The organism is Desulfosporosinus sp. Sb-LF (assembly GCF_004766055.1).
Taxonomy (GTDB): domain Bacteria; phylum Bacillota; class Desulfitobacteriia; order Desulfitobacteriales; family Desulfitobacteriaceae; genus Desulfosporosinus.
The window spans coordinates 19,266-36,428 of sequence record NZ_SPQR01000019.1 but is presented as its reverse complement, the minus strand read 5'-3'; the positions used below and the strand labels follow the sequence as shown (position 1 = coordinate 36,428).

Below are 17,163 nucleotides of genomic sequence, written 5' to 3'. Positions count from 1 at the left end.
AAATATAAGTTATAATTAGAGTAATAAGGCAAGAAAACTTTACATGGAATTTAAAAACGATAAACAACATGGTGTATAGAGGAGAATGTGTTAACATGAATTCTGAAATAAAACGGTCTGTTTGTCCCTACGATTGTCCGGATATGTGTGCACTATTAGTTGAGGTTGTCGACTGCAAAGCAGTGAAGGTGATGGGCGATCCGGAACATCCCTTCACGAAGGGGACTTTATGCCCGAAAATGTTCCACTATGAACGAACTGTTCATTCTCCCCAAAGGCTGACTCAGCCCCTACTGCGCATTGGGGAAAAAGGAACGGGCAAGTATAAGCCCATTAGTTGGGATGAAGGAATCCAAGTCATTGCCGACCGTTGGAAGGGGATTATGGCTCAATATGGCACGGAAGCTATTTTGCCGTATTCTTATGCGGGGACCATGGGGGCAGTCCAACGTAATTGTGGGGAGGGTTTTTTTCACCGTTTGGGAGCGTCAAGGTTGGCTCGTACCATTTGCGCCGCTTCAAAGAGCTATGGCTGGGCGTCAGTAATGGGTGATACCCTTGCGCCTCACCCAGATGAAGTAGAAAAAAGCGATTTAATACTTTTGTGGGGAACGAATGCCTTAGCGACTAATATCCATTTACTGCATAAGGTTGGTGAAGCGAAAAAACGAGGTGCCTCTGTTTGGCTGATTGACACGTATGAAAACCCTACGGCGCAGATGGTGGATCAGGTCGTATTAGTACGGCCAGGGAGTGATGGCGCTTTGGCACTTGGCATAATGCATATCTTGGTACGTGAGGGATGGATTGACCACCCGTTTTTAGGTAGGCATGTCCAGGGGTTTGAACAGTTACGAACAACAGTTTTGCCCGATTACCCGCCGGATAAAGTAAGTCAAATCACAGGAATTGAAATCAGTTTGCTCGAAAAAATGGCACGTTATTACGCCGGAGCCTACGCACCCTTTATTGCTTTGGGATCAGGGCTTTGCCGCTATGGCAACGGCGCGATGACGGTTCGCACGATTACCTGTCTTCCCGCGCTGGTCGGAGCTTGGGGCAAACCGGGAGGGGGGTTGCTCGCAAGTGTAACTACGGGCGCTGCTTTTATAACGGATCGAGTTAAGCGCGAAGACTTTATGCAAAAGCCAACACGTATTGTCAATATGAATCAGCTGGGCTTCGCATTGACAGAATTAGCGGATCCGCCGATCATGGGCATGTATGTCTATCACTCCAACCCTGCTGTCGTAGCCCCTGACCAAACAATGATTATCAAAGGACTTAGGCGAGAGGACTTATTTACAGTGGTTCATGAACGATTCATGACGGATACTGCTCGTTATGCCGATGTGATCTTGCCGGCTACAAGCTCCTTAGAGCACGCGGATCTTTATCGTTCTTATGGGCATTATGGCATCCAGAGAGCGAAGGCGGTTATTCCTCCGATTGGTGAGGCTAAGTCTAACTGGGAGGTTTTCCAGTTGCTTGCGCAGGCCATGGGATTTGAAGAGGAGTTCTTTCGCCAAACGACGGATGACCTAATTAATCAACTTATTGATCCACCGACACCCTGGCTAGAAGGTGTTGATTTGGCGAAATTTGGAGAAGGGTTTCCGATTGAACTTTCTCTACCCGAAAATTACAAAACCAGCTTCCTGACTCCATCAGGTAAGATCGAACTCTATAGTTCCAAGGATCCTGAGCCACTGCCACGCTATTTTGAGCCCCATGGGGATGATGCCCCCTTTTATTTGATGAGTGCGCCTAGTTTATATTCGCTAAATTCTTCGTTTAACGAGCGGCCTGATTTACTTCGCAAGAAGAAAGCGTTTCTTCAAATGAATTTCCAAGATGCTGAAGCCAAGAATTTGCACGACGGTCAGAAAGTTATCGCCTTTAATGAGCGAGGTGAGGTGTCGTTCATTCTTAAACTGACGTCGAAGGTTCCTCAAGGGGTTGTCGTAACAGAAGGTTTATTTTCAAGCGAAGACGCAGCAGGTGGCCGAACGGTAAATGCGCTTACATCTCAACGCCTAACTGATAGAGCCGCGGGCAGTACCTTTTACGATGTCAAGATTGATATTCGGCTTGCCTGAATAAGTAACAACGAGCCCTCCCAAGTTAGATAAGATCTAATTGGGAGGGCTCGTTCAGTAGCGATATCAAGTACGGTAGCAGAAAATGCTAGACCTAGAGGCCCTTTTGTAATGAATGAGCTGCTTATAGCACTCGTCTTGCTCCGATGTAAGCTGATTGCCAATAAGATCCCAAGGTATAGATCGTCACGCCTTTTGAAGAGGCTGCATTAATAAATTGTCCATTACCGACATAGATTCCCTCATGATCAACGACACCATTTTTAGCTAAAGAAAAGAAGACTAAATCTCCTGGTTGTAGATTGCTAAATGACACAGGGGTACCGACTTTAAATTGATCACGCGAAACTCTGGGAAGATTTGTACCATTTTTCGCAAAAACGTACTGTACGAAACCAGAGCAGTCGAACCCTGAAGGTGTTGTCCCACCAAAAAGATAGTTTACCCCGGTATATTGTTTGGCTGTATTAATAATCGCACTCGCCTTCGCTGGTTGCGAGGTCGATTTTGGGGCTGTCGATGCAGTTGATGAACGAGATGTTTCTTTGGTTACTACCTGTTTTACAGGAGCTGATTTCGGAGTACTGCCACTGTTTGCCTGGGCCGAGACGGATTGGGGAACATTGTTAGTAACAGGGGCACTGGAGTTAACGATGGTTGCATTTGAACTTACTGTAGTTTGGAGTTCTGCTGTCATAGCGACTTGTTTTTCTTTTATATTGGAATCGCATGTCACTGTTGGGGGGGCGGCTGTGACAATTGTAACAAATAGGAATGCAGAAATGACAGGAGCGAGGAGAAGGAACCATTGATTACATTTCATATTCATAATGTTTTTCATGTTCTTCATCCTTTCTTTTGTTGGTCGTTTATGTGACTAACAACTGTTTTTATTTTGTTAAGTTGTCTCTCAGTATAGTGGATAATAGTTGGCTTGTCTCTGGTACATAATGGGTCGAAGGGGATATGTTGCAAGACAAGAGCGCCGCCCGTTTTATTCAAACGAGTGGCGCTCTTGTCGAATTCGAGTTACATATTGAAATTGGATAAGTGCCACGATGAACCCAAAAAGTATTACTAAAAGCATTAATTGGTTGGTGCAATTTTGTAAATGCCGAACTCTCTATGACCTAAGCTCTCTGTTTTTGTTTTCCGTCCATTCGCTATAGTGACGATTTCATTAAAATTTTAGTGCCCCACTTGCTCGATGGTTTCTTTACCTGAAATAATCGTCGAGGCGTCAATGTCGATGTTGTCTTCCATCATTTGTATACGTGCGAGAATTCGTGGCTATTTTTATAACAGGGCAATGGGAGAACCGGTGGGGGTACCGCATCCTTTTGTAAAAATTACAATGGTTGCGCCTCCGGCAAGCATTCCTGTAATGGATTCGATGTCCTGACCGGGAGTATCGATGATGTAAAGTCCTTTGCCACTGGAAATTTCACCATATTGTAGAACGATTGAATGGGGGCGTGTATGTCTTGCTTTGCAGATACAGCCTAAGGATTTTTCTTCTATTGAGCTGATGCACCTTCTATTTACCTGGGGTGGGTTGTCCACCTCGAATATAGACGTGTAAGAGTTTTGCCCGTTCATCGCAACGGCTTCGTGGATTTGGTTGGCGATATTGAAGGCGACGTTGCTCGAACAAACTGATGCCTACTATACTTACTAAATTTAGTTGATAGTTAAATAAGTTTAGGCGTTTTTGTAAACAATTAGTAATGTAACAATGACGAATGGGATATGTTAATCAGTTAGTGAACATCCATCAAAAAGAAGGTATAATGGTAGAAAAAGGAGGAGGTCTAGTATGAAAGACCTAATTAACAAAGGGCTGGCTTTAGGGTTGGGATTAGCAGTGGTTAGCAAGGAACAGATTGAAAAGCTTGTTGACGAGTTGGTCAAAAAAGGGGAAGTTTCTGCTTCAGGATCTAAGGAACTGATACGTGAGTTGTTTGAAAAAGGCGAAGCGGAGAAGAAAGAGATGAATTCCCGTATTCAGGAACAACTAGAGAAGCTTCTGAAGGACTTAAATATTCCCACTAAGGCGGATCTAGAGCGTTTGGAACAACGTATTATTGAATTAGAAAATCGAAATATATAGATCGCTTGGTAAGTGCCACGACTGAGTGCTAGAACCCATAGGACCTGAAGTACATTTCAGGTCCTATACATATAAAGGGGACGCTTCTTATGATTGGAAAAAGGATACGCCATATCAAACGATATCGTGATGTCGCTAAAGTCCTAGCTCGCCACGGGTTTGGTTATTTCGTGGAGGAGATAGGGCTTCTACATATGCTTTCTTTGCCTAAACGGCTATTCACGGATATGGAACATATTGACCCTATGACGGTCGGTGAACGGATACGGCAAGTCATTGAGGAACTGGGCCCTACTTATGTCAAGATCGGGCAGATTGCCAGCACTCGGGCTGATGTCATTCCAGAGGATATTCTACGTGAACTTGAAAAATTACAAGATAACGTTCCTTCCTTTTCCTTCGAGGAAGTACGTAAAATTATTGAAGAAGAACTAGGCTCCCCTTTGGAGGAGATCTTTTCTTCGTTTGATAAGGATGTAATCGCGGCGGCTTCGATTGGACAGGTTCATCGTGCCCAGTTGCGAACGGGAGAAGTAGTTGCCGTAAAGGTGCAGCGCCCCCAAATTAAGGCCATGATTGAAACAGACTTGGAAATCCTACTGGATTTGGCGACGCTTGCGGAACACCGCATGGAACGGATGGAACGTCTTCAATTACGAGATGTTGTTGAAGAGTTCGCCAAGTCGCTGCGCAATGAGCTGGATTATACCATCGAAGCTAGAAATGCTGAGAAGATCGCTAAGCAGTTTAGAAATGATAAGACGATTCACATTCCTACGATATTTTGGGATTACTCAACTCGAACCGTTCTCACGATGGAGTTTGTCCAAGGGCTGAAGCTTAATCAGTTTGATGCTCTAGAAGAAAAGGGGTATGACCGAAAAACCATTGCAGAGCAGCTTGTGCAGGCTCTCTTCCATCAGGTTTTAATCGAAGGGTTTTTCCATGCTGACCCACATCCAGGAAATATCTTTCTGTTATCCGGGGGTGTGATATCGTTCATCGATTTTGGCATGGTTGGAAGACTCACTTTAGAGATGAAACATAATTTTGCTTCCCTGGTCATCGCTATGATGCGCCAGAATACAGAAAGTATGATTAAAGCAGTCTTAAGAATAGGCATTGTCCCGGATGGTGTTAATCTAGCGCTTCTTAGCACCGATGTGGATGAATTAAGGGAAAAGTATATGGATGTTCCTATGAGTCGCATTAGTCTGGGTGAGGCGATTAGTGACCTATTTAAAGTCGCTTTTCGTCATCAGATCCGCATTCCCTCAGATTTCACGATGGTGGCAAAGTGCTTGCTGATTTTAGAAGGAATTGTGGAAAAATTGGATCCTCAACTTAGCATCATGGATATGGCCGAACCGTTTGGCATCAGACTCCTCAAGGAGCGTTACCGCCCAAGTGCGATGGCAGGGAGGGTCTGGCATAATATCTCGGATTATAGTGATCTTCTAGTGGATCTTCCGAAGCAAATGAAGGATTTAATGCGAGATCTACTGCGAGGCCGTATTCACTTAGAAGTTAGTGTTCCAGAACTTGATATTTTTCTTAGAAAGCTGGATCGCATCACGAATCAGATTTCCTTTAGTATTGTTTTGCTCTCCTTTAGTATTGTGATGATGGGCCTAATTATAGCTTCGGCATTGAGCAGTCAGCCCATCTTACTTTGGCAGGTGCCTGCTATTGAAATAGGGTTTGGGATGGCTACACTTATGTTGCTTTGGCTGTTTATCTCTATTTTTAAATCAGGTAAGTTTTAGTTTTGTTTCCTCAGGGCAACCTAATCCCGAGGTGAATGAAGATGTCAAAGGAATTCATACCTACTCGCGTGTATTACGAGCCAGGTGCACTCGACTATCCTCTGGGGAAAAGCTTAGTCGAGCGTTTTCAGCACATGGGGATCCCCATTTCTCCCACTGCATCCCACAATCGGGTAACTGGGATTCCAGGTAAAGACGCTGCTGAAGCATACCGCGAAGCTAAGCGAACGTTAGTGATCGGAGTGCGTCGCAACGAAGCGTTTCAATCGTGTAAACCATCGGCCCATTACCAGTTGCCCCTCGTTACTAGTTGTCCTGGCATGTGCGAATATTGTTATTTAGCGACAACCTTGGGAAAAAAACCTTATGTGCGTGTTTATGTGAACCTAGGTCAGATCTTAGGCGTCGCCTCAAAACTGATTCAGGAAAGGCTTCCGGAGATCACTCAGTTCGAGGGCGCCGCCACGTCAGATCCGCTTCCTGTGGAGCAATATTCGGGGGCCTTGAAGCAAGTTATCGAATTTTTTGGTCAAGAGTCGAACGGCCGTTTTCGTTTTGTTACTAAGTTTACGGATGTCGATAGTTTACTCGATGCGAGACATGAAGGGCATACACGGTTTCGCTTTAGTTTGAATTGTGATGAGGTGGTACGTAAGTATGAACATGCCACTCCTCCTCCCAACGAACGGATCGAAGCTGCGGCGAAAGTGCTGAAGGCCGAGTATCCACTGGGGTTCATTATTGCGCCGATCGTTCGTTTTGACGGCTGGCAGAAGGATTATAAGCGTTTATTCGAACATTTAGCAGAGAAGTTGGCTAAGAGTGCACCTTGTGGGTGGTCCTCAGAACAACTTTCGCTCGAATTTATTTCGCATCGGTTTACAGCCAGGGCTAAAACGAATATCTTAGAGGTTTTTCCCCAGTCATCCTTGCCCATGGATGAAGATGCTCGGAAGTATAAATATGGGCAGTTCGGGTATGGAAAATATATTTATCATCCAGATGAGATGGAAGAGTTGAAAACGTTTTTTAGAGCTCAAGTTGAGGATTTCTTTCCTCAGGCTCATATAGAGTACTTGATTTGAAGTAACCCGTTGATTCCAGTATATAGGATATTTTCTAACGAACTTGAGAAGTAAATGATTAGACACTAAAAATCTCGGGTTATCCCGAGATTTCTTAGTGTCTAAAATTAGTGGGATCATATTTGATCGCCTAAGCGTAGTTAGTTGCAGGTCTTTCAATCACAACACAACGCTATTATTAGCGTTGTCTGATGACGCGGTCTAGTCCTCAATGATGAGGACATAAACTTCAATCGGACCGTGGACTCCAATGGAAAGATCCATTTCAATATCGGAGGTTCTACTGGGTCCGGTGATGAACTCGATTGCAGCAGGAAGTGCGTCTCCGATTTCAGAGAGTTCATCAAGGACCTCAAAGAGGTTATCTCGTAGCTTGGAAGCTTCAATGAACGCTAAATGACGTGGAGGAAGAAGGCTGACCGTCCGTCCTCTATGAGGCTCACTTTTGATCACGAGTGTGCCGGATAGAGCGACTCCTAAGTCTGCACCTGTGACCCCCAATTCAGCCTGAGCAGCAAGGAGATAGCGGTCACGTGGGTTTGCCGCAGCTTGGGAATAACGCGTCAAGCTCCAATTTAAAGATGTAAACGCTGCTTCAACGATTTCTGGAAGGGCATCCCAGGCGACAATGGCTTGATTTCTAAGTAAATCTACGGAAGGTTCGCTAAACCAATTTTTCAACGCCTGGATAATATCCTCCGTTGATTTTACGACAGTTCCCTTTCCACCTAAGGCCTGCCAGTTCTGAAGAAAGATGGCGGTCCGTTCCTCTTGGTTAGGTAGCTGATACATCGGAAGATTGATCGGAACCAGTTCAGGGGGATTTGTGGGTGTTGAACGGCCTAACTTTGCCGCGAGTTCGCTGATAAAATCTTGAGGGTGTGTCATACCTTTCACCTCGTATACTCTAGTAAACCTTATTTAGGTGATTTTCCATTTCGTTGTAATTCTGCCCAGACTTGCATGAAGGGTTTGCGAGCTACTTTGGGAAGTGTGCGGCTATTCGTCCAATTGGAGAGGGGCGGAGGTCCTGTAACTATTCGGTTGTTGCGGACGAACGGTCGTTGTAAATGAGTTCCTAAACGCAGGGCGCTTCGGAGGGTTTTTTCGTGTGTAAAGAGGTAGCGATAGGCACGGAAAATCTGTTGTTCGACTTTGGGAGTATGTCCTGTAGTGGTTTTGCGTTCCCGAAGTTTCACGAGTAAGTCGTGCAGAGGGATTCGGACGGGGCAGGCTTCACTGCAAGCACCACAGAGCGAGGAGAAGTACGGCAGATGTCCCCATGTTTCCCAATCTTTTTCTAACAGCGGCGTGATCACGGCTCCGATCGGACCAGAATAGACAGAGCCGTAGGCATGCCCACCGATTTGGCGGTAGACTGGGCAAACATTGAAACATGCTCCACAACGGATACAATTTAAGGCTTTATGAAAGGTTTTGTCTCCTAAAATTTCTGAGCGGTTGTGGTCTAGCATCACAAGGTGGAATTCCTCCGGACCATCAGAATCCGAGGTTTGCCTTGGAGGCGTGATAATCGACGTATAGCTAGAGAGCCGCTGCCCGGTCGCGCTCCGTGCTAGGAGATTGAGCAAAACGTCGAGTTCCCGAAACGAAGGGACAATGCGCTCCATGCCCATAAGAGTAATTTGAACATTGGGTAGGGTACTTACCATACGTCCATTTCCTTCATTGGTAACCATGACGATACTGCCCGTATTGGCCACTGCAAAGTTGCAGCCAGTGATGCCGATATCCCCTTGAAGAAAGCGTTCACGCATTTGGGTGCGAACGAAACGTGTGAGTGTGGGGGTGTCAGAACTTAAGGCATGTCCTGCAATAGGTTCGAACAAATCCGCTACTTGCTGACGGTTTTTGTGCATCGCTGGGACAATGATATGTGAGGGGGGCTCACCGGCTATTTGGATGATGTATTCTCCAAGGTCTGTTTCTGTGACGGTGATGCCGTCCTCTTCCAAAGCGTGATTGAGGTGGATCTCTTCCGAGATCATGGATTTGGATTTAATCACATTTTTTGCGTCATGGTCACGCACAATGTTGCGAACGATGGCCACTGCATCTTCTGGGGTCTTGGCAAGATGCACATGCCCCCCGTGTTTTTCGATTTGGCGGATCAGTTGTTGTAAATAATAGTCCAGATTAGCAATTACTTGGGTACGAATCGCTTCCCCTGTTTCACGCCACTCTTCCCAATCTCCTAAATCCTCAGCTGCTTTAAGTTTTTGGTTCCGTAAACGATCTGTCGCCCTGCGTGTAGCTTGTCGCAAGAAGTCATTAGCGAGAGCCTTATCCACGCGTTGATCAATGGTGGGGTTGTACATGCTCATGACTTCATTCCCTCCCCAAGCAATTGAATAATGTGCATGGTTTTAACAGGTTTCTTAATTTTTTCGAGGTATCCCGAAATATTCATGAGACAGCCCATATCGAGTCCAAGGAGTAAATCTGCCCCGGATTCGAGAACATGTTGTGCTTTCTCGGCAACCATCGCTTCTGAAATCTTAGGCATCTTCACTGAGAACGTTCCGCCAAATCCACAACAAAGTTGCGCCTCGGGCAAGGGGAGAAGTTCTAATCCTTTCACGTGTTCTAGCAGTGTTAAGGGAGCTTCTCTAATCCCCAAAAGTCGGGTCGCGTGACACGATGGATGGTAGGTAGCTTTTGCGGAATAACTGGCACCCAAATCCGGTTGCTTTAAGACGTCAACAATGAATTGAGTAAATTCATAACTCTTATGAATAAGATCATGGGCTTTTTTGAGATAAACTGGTTCCTTCTCGAAAAGTGTGGGGTAATAGTCATGGATCATTGCAATGCAGGAGCCACTGGGGCCTACCACAACTTCGCTGTGTTCAAAGGAATCAATGAGTGTACGAGCGACTTGTCGAGCGTCAGAGACATAACCAGAATTAAACGCTATTTGTCCGCAGCAGGCTTGCCCCTCAGGAACATCAACAGAATGCCCCAGGTGCTTTAGTATTTTTGCCATCGTTAGATCCACTTCCGGATAGAAGGCATTAGCAAGACAGGTAGCGAAGAGGGAAACCTTCATAAAATACCATCCCTTCGTAAAATGACTCTGTTCTTTACGGTGTAAGCCTAGTATTTCCAAATAAAGTAGGTTTTGATGCGGATCTCAGAGCCTTGATTTAAATTAAAAAGAGAAGCTATAGACGTTTAACGGCCTATTGCTTCTCTTCTCTATAATCCATGGATATTGAGGGATTACCCAAGTATCGGTACACTGGGTTCGTTGTACCAAATGGAAACGACGGTTGCAGTGCCCGTGCTTTGGGTAATGTTGACCACCTTCAGCCAGCTGTTGTCCTCTAACCATTGATTAATTTCTTTATCCAAAATACGAGTATCCGGGGAACTGAAAATTTTGACTTTCATCCATGCTCGTCCTTTCCATTGTAGCGTAGTAATTCTATCATACGTTAGCAACGATCATTGTCAAGTTAACATCACTACACGAAGTCAATAGGTTATGGGACAAGAAAAAAACCAGAGGGGTTATTCAATCTAAAAGATGGAATAATATAAATTATTGTATTAAATTTAGAAAAATCTATTTATTTCACAGCCTGCCTGTGATATGATGATATCACTGAATGGGTATTCATTCAAGAAAAAGTTTATCTCATTAATTGGTTATTTAAGGAGTGTTGATTCCATGGAAGCGCCGAGCAAGGGTAAATTTGAACGGATTCTCAATGCTGCTATTGAAGCTTTTGCAGAATCTGGATTCCACCAATGCCCGGTATCTAAAATTGCTCGTTTAGCGGGAGTAGCAGATGGCACAATCTATTTATACTTTAAAAACAAAGAGGAAGTCCTTATACAGGTTTTTCAGCATCGTATGGGTGATTTTATCAGCAGTATGCGCCGTGAACTCTCGCATTGTGAGACAACGGAAGCGTGCTTACGGACGATTGTAAAAGCACATTTTTCCTATATGGAGCAAAACCGGTTATTGGCAATCGTCACTCAATTAGAACTTAGGCAATCCGATCCGAGTGTGCGGTTAGCCATCAATGGTCCCTTATTGGACTATTATAGCCTGATAGAGGAGGTGATCCGGCAAGGTATAGAACGTAAGGAAGTTCCCCGCCAAGATATAAAGGTAGCTCGTCAGATGATCTTTGGGTCCTTAGATGAGGCCACAACCGATTGGGTAATGGCCCATAACCCACGAACCTTCGTTAGTGAAGTAGAGCCGATGTTAGCGTTGTTCGAAGGCGCACTACGGTTAAAGAAACAAGCGAACGAGGAAGTTCAACGTGTTGCCCAACAGAAACGAGAGGAGGATGGAAATGCAGATTCATAAAGTAGCGGTAATAGGGTCAGGTGTGATGGGAAGTACCATCGCAGCGCATTTAGCCAATGCGGGAATCCCGAGCCTGTTGTTGGATATTGTCCCTACCAAACTGACGGCGAAAGAAGAAGCAGCCGGATTGACACTAGAGGATCGAAAGGTGCGAAATAGCATTGCGGAAACCAATAAGGGGAATCTAAAGAAAATGAATCCTGCCCCATTGTTAGTTCCGGAGTTTGCGGAGCGGATTGAGGTTGGAAATTTAAACGATGATTTAGTACGCTTAAGCGAAGTGGATTGGGTTATAGAAGTTGTCGTTGAACGCCTAGACATAAAAGTTGATCTCTTCAGAAAAATAGCAGCCCAAGTTCGTCCAGGTACGATTGTTAGTTCCAACACCTCTGGAATCTCTCTAAAATCCATGGTAGAAGGGCTTCCAGAGAGCTTTACCCAGTATTTCTTGGGGACACACTTCTTTAATCCTCCACGTTACATGAAACTTCTAGAAGTCATCCCTGGACCCAATACCGATCCTGATGTTCTCAAATCCCTTTGTGAATTTGGCGAGAGGGTTTTGGGCAAAGGGGTTATCTTAGCCAAAGATACGCCTAATTTCATCGCCAACAGGATTGGTGTCTACGGCTTAGCCGTGACTCTTCAAGAAATGATGCGTTCCGGCCTATCAGTTGACGAAGTCGATGCCTTAACAGGCCCTGTCATGGGACGCCCAAAAAGCGCCTCATTCCGAACCGTTGACCTTGTCGGCTTAGATACTTTTATCCATACAGCCAACACTGTCGCCGTAGGAGTTCCTGCTGAAAAGGACAACTTTGCCTTACTCGAATTTATGCAAACCATGCTGAAAAATGGCTGGTTGGGTGACAAAACTAAGCAAGGTTTTTACAAAAAGTCCAAAGGACCTCAAGGCAAAATTGTAGAAGTTCTCGATCCACAAACCATGACCTATGTGCCAAAAAAGAGCGTCAAATTCGCTTCCCTCGATAGGGCCAAAGCAGCCGGGGGCCTCACGGATAAAATTCGAACCTTAGTAAACGGCAAAGATGCTGGAGCTGAGTTTTCATGGAATGTCTTAAAACCCGTTTTGCTCTATGCCGCCACCCTAGCTAAGGACATCGCAGACAACATCACCGGAATCGATGAGGGCATGCGCTGGGGTTTCAACTGGCAAATGGGTCCCTTTGAACTTTGGGATGCCCTAGGCGTCAAAGCGATTGCTGCTCGAATCGTCGCAGAAGGGGGCACCTTACCTCCATTAGTGGAAGAATTGCTCGCCAAAGGGCATGAGCGATTCTATCAGAAGACAGAAACTGGACAGCTCTCTTACTATGAAGACGGAGACTATCGCCAAAAACCTGTCAGTCCCTATGCTTTTTCTTTAAAACAGGCCCATAAAGCAGGCAAAGTTATCACCAGCAATGCCGGAGCAAGCCTAGTTGATCTCGGTGACGGAGTGGCCTGTCTTGAATTCCACTCCCCGAACAATTCCATCGGCGCAGACATCCTGAATATGATCCATAAATCCTTGGCCGAAGTCGACAAAAACTATCTAGGCTTGGTGATTGGCAATCAAGGAAAAAATTTCTGCGTCGGCGCCAACCTTATGCAGATTCTCTTAGAAGCTGAAGATGAAAACTGGGATGACCTCGATCTCATGGTCCGTGAATTCCAGAACGGAACCATGGCCCTGAAATATGCCAAAAAACCTGTTGTAGCAGCACCGTTCGGAATGACCCTCGGGGGAGGAGCGGAAATTTGCCTCCACTCTCATGCCATACAAGCCTCCTCAGAAACCTACATGGGCCTCGTTGAAATGGGTGTAGGCTTAATACCAGGCGGGGGCGGAACCAAAGAGATGGCAATGCGAGCCATGGAAGGAGTTCTTCCTGGCGTGCAAGTAGCCCCAGATTACTTCTTTGCCAAACGATTTGAAGCTATCGCTATGGCCCATGTCTCGACTAGTGCCGAAAAAGCACGACAGCTCGGTTACTTGCGTGATCATGATCGTTACAGCATGAACCCAGAACATATAATTCTGGATGCTAAAGCGCGAGTTATCGACTTAGCTCGTAACTTTAGACCTAACTTAAAGACAAAAGTCAAAATGGGAGGCGCTGGCGTCCGCGCTACCTTGGAACTCGCCCTGTACGGAATGCACGAAGGGAACTACATCTCTGACTATGATCGGCATATGGGCAACAAACTCGCCTATGCCATTACTGGCGGGGATCGACCAGCTGGAACGCTCGTCGATGAACAATATCTCTTAGACCTTGAACGAGAAGCCTTTATGAGTTTAGTTGGAGAACCAAAGACCCAAGATCGTATCCGCCATATGCTCGCCAAAGGCAAGCCATTACGGAATTAGGGGGGAAAAGCATGCAAGACGCCTACATTATAGAAACCAAGCGGACAGCCATTGGAAAATCGGTCAAAGGGAGCTTGGCGCAAGTACGTCCAGATGATTTGGGAGCCTACGTTATCCAGGATATCCTCAAAAGGGTTCCAACACTCCAAGCCAATGAAATCGAAGACTGTGTCATAGGATGTTCCTTCCCTGAAGGAGAACAGGGTATGAACTTGGCTAAAGTCATGGCTCTACGCGCTGGTCTTCCTTTCGACGTCCCCGGCGTGACTATCAATCGATTTTGCTCTTCAGGGCTCCAGGCCATTTCTATGGCGGCGGATCGAATTCGCCTAGGCGAAGCGGATGTCATGCTGGCAGGTGGGGCAGAGAGTATGTCCATGGTTCCCATGGGCGGAGCTAAGCCAGCACCCAATCCTTACATGATCGCCAATGCCCCCGAAGTCTATCTCTCCATGGGTATCACCGCTGAAAATGTGGCCAAAAAATATGAAGTAACCCGTGATCAACAAGACGCTTTTGCCGTCGCAAGCCATCAAAAAGCTTATGCAGCACAAAGCAGTGGACGCTTCGATGCGGAGATTGTACCCGTGTTGATCCCCAGTTGGGGCAAGCCAGGTGAAAAATGGTTCACCAAAGATGAGGGGATTCGTCCAGAGACCACACTAGAATCATTGGCAAAACTCAAGCCTGCCTTCTTGAACGGCGGATCAGTCACGGCAGGAAACTCGTCTCAGACCAGTGACGGCGCAGCCATGACTTTGCTCATGTCGGAACAAAAAGTTAAAGCCCTTGATCTCAAGCCTGTTGCTGTCTGGCGCGGTTTTGCCGTAGCTGGTGTAGAGCCCGAACTGATGGGTATTGGACCAATCAAGGCTATACCAAAAGTTTTGAAGCAAGTCGGACTGACCCTAGACCAAATCGATTTATTCGAATTGAACGAGGCGTTTGCCTCACAATCGTTGGCGATCATTAAAACTCTGAATATAGACCCAGCAAAAGTCAATGTTAACGGCGGAGCGATTGCCTTCGGACATCCACTAGGCTGTACGGGGGCTAAGCTCACAGCAACCTTAATCCATGAAATGAAAAAACGGTCCTTAAGATACGGCATAGTGACCATGTGCATCGGTGGCGGCATGGGGGCCGCAGGCGTGTACGAGTTGCTCTAGTGAAATTAAAGGGTCTTTGCACGTTAACTCGAGTTCCGTTTACTCGCCCTACAGTAACCACTGACGTGCGCGTGTTCACTTAACAAAGCCTCCTTAGTTTCTCGTTGGGGGACGAGGGGGAAGAGATATATTTGTGGGAAGAGGCACGAAGTGCAAGGTTCGTGTTTGATGTTCGAAGTTTGTTGAGCTCGAACTTCGAACGTCTTCATCAAGATCGAATGTCGATAATGCTAAATGTGTAATCAAGTGTCTCGAACGTCGAATCGAATATGAGGAGGATAATACTATGGATTTAGCAGTACGTGGTGGAGGATTTTTACTCGCCGAAGTTACCCCAGAACAAATTTTTGTCCGTGAGGAAATTAATGACGACCACTTGCAACTCAAACGGATGGCGCATAACTTTATGGAAAAAGAAGTTGCTCCTAAAATTGAGGAAATGGAAGAACAAGAAGAAGGTGTAGTCCGAGAATGTATGCGTAAAGCTGGAGAACTGGGCTTACTGGGCCTTGAAGTTCCGGAAGAATTTAGTGGACTTGGCATGGATAAGGCTTCCACTGTCGTGGTTGGTGAGGAAGTTCCTCGAGGGGGGCCGTTTGCGGTTGCTTATGCTGCGCATACAGGGATTGGGACATTGCCAATCGTTTATTTCGGAACCCCAGAGCAAAAGGCCAAATATCTGCCAGGTTTAGCGACTGGTGAAACGATTGCCGCCTATTGCTTGACTGAGCCCGGTTCGGGATCAGATGCATTAGGTGCCAAAGCCACTGCTGTACTTAATGCAGAAGGAACCCATTATTGTCTGAACGGAACAAAGCAATTTATCACCAATGCTGGTTTTGCCGATATCTTCCTCGTCTATGCTAAAGTTGATGGAAAAATGACCAATTTCATTGTTGAACGTGACATGAAAGGGCTCTCATTAGGACCAGAAGAGAAAAAATTAGGGATAAAAGGGTCTTCCACGCGTCAAGTCATCCTAGAGGACGTCATGGTCCCCGTAGAAAATGTAGTGGGCGAACTTGGACGTGGGCATGTGGTTGCATTCAACATTCTTAATGTCGGACGCTTTAAATTGGCCGCTGGTGCAATTGGAAGTGCTCAAGTCGTATTGGAGACATCCTTAAAATATGCTTCCGAGCGCAAGCAATTTGGAGTTACGCTAGATAAATTTGGAGCGATTCAAGGCAAGATCGGAGAAATAGCTACCCAGACCTATATGGCAGAGAGTGTCGTTTATCGTACTGCTGGGCTCATGGAGAACGGGTTCCATGGGCTAGATCTGACTGGTGACTGCCGTAAAGAGGCAGGTAAGGCGTTAGAAGAGTACGCTATTGAATGCTCACTTAACAAAGTCCTTGCTTCTGAAGTCCTGGATTTTGCCGTGGACGAAGGGGTTCAGATTCATGGCGGATATGGTTATATTCGGGAATATCCGATTGAACGTATGTACCGGGATTCTCGCATTAATCGACTCTTTGAAGGAACCAATGAAATCAACCGTCTACTCGTACCTGGAACTCTCCTAAAACGGGCTATGACTGGTGAACTCCCACTACTCCAAGCCGCTAAAGCTGTTAGCAAAGACCTACTCTCCGTTAGTGGTAGTCTTGAAGAAGGATTGGCGGGATTCAACAAAATAACTCAAAACGCAAAAAAACTAGTCTTGATGGCAGCTGGACTTGCCGCTCAAAACTTGGGTGCTGGCTTGAAAGACAATCAATATGTTCTGATGGGACTGGCTGAAATGGTGCTCCAAGTTTACTCAATGGAAAGTGCCGTTCTCCGGGCCCAGAAGGTTCAAACCCTTGACGTATCTGATGATCATAAAGTGTTCGTTGAGAAGGCGGCAACCCTAGGAACCTTTGCAGCTTTTAATATCCTGGAGCAACAAGCCAAAGAAGTACTTTGTGCAGTTGAAAAAGGAGATTCTCTCAGCACTGTTTTGGCAGGCATGCGCAAGCTCATTCGTCGCCCCGTTGTGGATATGATTGGGTTACGCCACGAAATTGCTAAATATGTCATCGCGAAGGGCGAATATCCGACTCGCTAAGCCGGCGGTGAAACTAGGGAGTCTTTGCATGTTCACACGAGTTCCATTTACTGGCTCGTGGATGCTAAGGTTATCGCGCCTACCTCTGGATAGAGCAATAAGTGAACCACGGCACGGCGTGACAATGCTTTAGAATTAGGGCTCCCTGTATCGTGAACT

14 protein-coding genes are annotated in these 17,163 nt (G+C 46.0%); 8 read left to right on the top strand and 6 right to left on the bottom strand.

Features of this window, described 5'->3' with window-relative positions:
* The first annotated feature begins 95 nt into the window (after window positions 1-95).
* Window positions 96-2,099 carry a molybdopterin-dependent oxidoreductase gene (locus E4K68_RS18785; RefSeq protein ID WP_135380446.1) on the top strand — a complete coding sequence of 668 codons (2,004 nt, stop codon included), beginning with the start codon at window positions 96-98 and terminating at the stop codon, window positions 2,097-2,099.
* Window positions 2,100-2,223: 124 nt separating this feature from the next.
* Here the strand turns inward: E4K68_RS18785 and E4K68_RS18780 are convergent, their stop codons facing one another.
* Both E4K68_RS18780 and E4K68_RS21710 read right to left on the bottom strand, forming a co-directional pair.
* Entirely contained in the window at window positions 2,224-2,940 is a 717-nt protein-coding gene (locus tag E4K68_RS18780; protein ID WP_135380445.1) for a C40 family peptidase, read from the bottom strand.
* A gap of 455 nt (window positions 2,941-3,395) precedes the next feature.
* On the bottom strand, window positions 3,396-3,662 hold the full coding sequence (locus tag E4K68_RS21710; protein ID WP_348982878.1) for a hypothetical protein: 267 nt from the start codon (window positions 3,660-3,662) through the stop codon (window positions 3,396-3,398).
* A gap of 253 nt (window positions 3,663-3,915) precedes the next feature.
* Here E4K68_RS21710 and E4K68_RS18770 point away from each other — a divergent pair, with 253 nt between their 5' ends.
* The 3 genes from E4K68_RS18770 to splB all read left to right on the top strand — a co-directional run bounded on the left by E4K68_RS18770 (window position 3,916) and on the right by splB (window position 7,060).
* On the top strand, window positions 3,916-4,209 hold the full coding sequence (locus tag E4K68_RS18770; RefSeq protein WP_135380444.1) for a polyhydroxyalkanoate synthesis regulator: 294 nt from the start codon (window positions 3,916-3,918) through the stop codon (window positions 4,207-4,209).
* An 89-nt stretch (window positions 4,210-4,298) separates the two neighbouring features.
* Window positions 4,299-5,975 carry an AarF/UbiB family protein gene (locus E4K68_RS18765; protein ID WP_135380443.1) on the top strand — a complete coding sequence of 559 codons (1,677 nt, stop codon included), beginning with the start codon at window positions 4,299-4,301 and terminating at the stop codon, window positions 5,973-5,975.
* A gap of 41 nt (window positions 5,976-6,016) precedes the next feature.
* On the top strand, window positions 6,017-7,060 hold the full coding sequence (gene splB / locus E4K68_RS18760; RefSeq protein ID WP_135380442.1) for a spore photoproduct lyase: 1,044 nt from the start codon (window positions 6,017-6,019) through the stop codon (window positions 7,058-7,060).
* 201 nt (window positions 7,061-7,261) lie between these two features.
* On the opposite strand, the gene E4K68_RS18755 is transcribed toward splB, so the two are convergent.
* The 4 genes from E4K68_RS18755 to E4K68_RS20760 all read right to left on the bottom strand — a co-directional run bounded on the left by E4K68_RS18755 (window position 7,262) and on the right by E4K68_RS20760 (window position 10,474).
* Complete coding sequence (locus tag E4K68_RS18755) at window positions 7,262-7,948, bottom strand: LUD domain-containing protein (protein WP_135380441.1); 687 nt, start codon at window positions 7,946-7,948, stop codon at window positions 7,262-7,264.
* Window positions 7,949-7,977: 29 nt separating this feature from the next.
* A complete protein-coding gene (locus E4K68_RS18750) occupies window positions 7,978-9,405 on the bottom strand; it encodes a LutB/LldF family L-lactate oxidation iron-sulfur protein (RefSeq protein WP_135380440.1) in 1,428 nt (475 codons plus the stop codon).
* Window positions 9,402-10,130 (bottom strand): (Fe-S)-binding protein, encoded by a 729-nt coding sequence (locus E4K68_RS18745; RefSeq protein WP_135380439.1) that lies wholly within the window; start codon window positions 10,128-10,130, stop codon window positions 9,402-9,404. The genes E4K68_RS18750 and E4K68_RS18745 overlap by 4 nt, the downstream gene beginning before the upstream one ends.
* A 173-nt stretch (window positions 10,131-10,303) precedes the next feature.
* Window positions 10,304-10,474 (bottom strand): hypothetical protein, encoded by a 171-nt coding sequence (locus tag E4K68_RS20760; RefSeq protein ID WP_199241831.1) that lies wholly within the window; start codon window positions 10,472-10,474, stop codon window positions 10,304-10,306.
* Between the two features lie 280 nt (window positions 10,475-10,754).
* Here E4K68_RS20760 and E4K68_RS18735 point away from each other — a divergent pair, with 280 nt between their 5' ends.
* From E4K68_RS18735 to E4K68_RS18720, 4 genes are all read left to right on the top strand, one after another.
* Window positions 10,755-11,408, top strand: coding sequence for a TetR/AcrR family transcriptional regulator (locus E4K68_RS18735; protein ID WP_135380437.1), 654 nt, complete (start codon window positions 10,755-10,757; stop codon window positions 11,406-11,408).
* Window positions 11,395-13,782 carry a 3-hydroxyacyl-CoA dehydrogenase/enoyl-CoA hydratase family protein gene (locus E4K68_RS18730; protein WP_135380436.1) on the top strand — a complete coding sequence of 796 codons (2,388 nt, stop codon included), beginning with the start codon at window positions 11,395-11,397 and terminating at the stop codon, window positions 13,780-13,782. The genes E4K68_RS18735 and E4K68_RS18730 overlap by 14 nt, the downstream gene beginning before the upstream one ends.
* 11 nt (window positions 13,783-13,793) lie before the next feature.
* Complete coding sequence (locus tag E4K68_RS18725) at window positions 13,794-14,951, top strand: acetyl-CoA C-acyltransferase (protein WP_135380435.1); 1,158 nt, start codon at window positions 13,794-13,796, stop codon at window positions 14,949-14,951.
* 286 nt (window positions 14,952-15,237) lie between these two features.
* Window positions 15,238-17,004 (top strand): acyl-CoA dehydrogenase family protein, encoded by a 1,767-nt coding sequence (locus E4K68_RS18720; RefSeq protein ID WP_135380434.1) that lies wholly within the window; start codon window positions 15,238-15,240, stop codon window positions 17,002-17,004.
* The last annotated feature ends 159 nt before the right edge of the window (window positions 17,005-17,163 follow it).

Coding starts and splice junctions, on each gene's coding strand:
- E4K68_RS18785 (WP_135380446.1), top strand. CDS start 96: ATGAATTCTGAAATAAAACGGTCTGTTTGTCCCTACGATTGTCCGGAT.
- E4K68_RS18780 (WP_135380445.1), bottom strand. CDS start 2,940: ATGAAAAACATTATGAATATGAAATGTAATCAATGGTTCCTTCTCCTC.
- E4K68_RS18770 (WP_135380444.1), top strand. CDS start 3,916: ATGAAAGACCTAATTAACAAAGGGCTGGCTTTAGGGTTGGGATTAGCA.
- E4K68_RS18765 (WP_135380443.1), top strand. CDS start 4,299: ATGATTGGAAAAAGGATACGCCATATCAAACGATATCGTGATGTCGCT.
- splB (WP_135380442.1), top strand. CDS start 6,017: ATGTCAAAGGAATTCATACCTACTCGCGTGTATTACGAGCCAGGTGCA.
- E4K68_RS18755 (WP_135380441.1), bottom strand. CDS start 7,948: ATGACACACCCTCAAGATTTTATCAGCGAACTCGCGGCAAAGTTAGGC.
- E4K68_RS18750 (WP_135380440.1), bottom strand. CDS start 9,405: ATGAGCATGTACAACCCCACCATTGATCAACGCGTGGATAAGGCTCTC.
- E4K68_RS18745 (WP_135380439.1), bottom strand. CDS start 10,130: ATGAAGGTTTCCCTCTTCGCTACCTGTCTTGCTAATGCCTTCTATCCG.
- E4K68_RS20760 (WP_199241831.1), bottom strand. CDS start 10,474: ATGAAAGTCAAAATTTTCAGTTCCCCGGATACTCGTATTTTGGATAAA.
- E4K68_RS18735 (WP_135380437.1), top strand. CDS start 10,755: ATGGAAGCGCCGAGCAAGGGTAAATTTGAACGGATTCTCAATGCTGCT.
- E4K68_RS18730 (WP_135380436.1), top strand. CDS start 11,395: ATGCAGATTCATAAAGTAGCGGTAATAGGGTCAGGTGTGATGGGAAGT.
- E4K68_RS18725 (WP_135380435.1), top strand. CDS start 13,794: ATGCAAGACGCCTACATTATAGAAACCAAGCGGACAGCCATTGGAAAA.
- E4K68_RS18720 (WP_135380434.1), top strand. CDS start 15,238: ATGGATTTAGCAGTACGTGGTGGAGGATTTTTACTCGCCGAAGTTACC.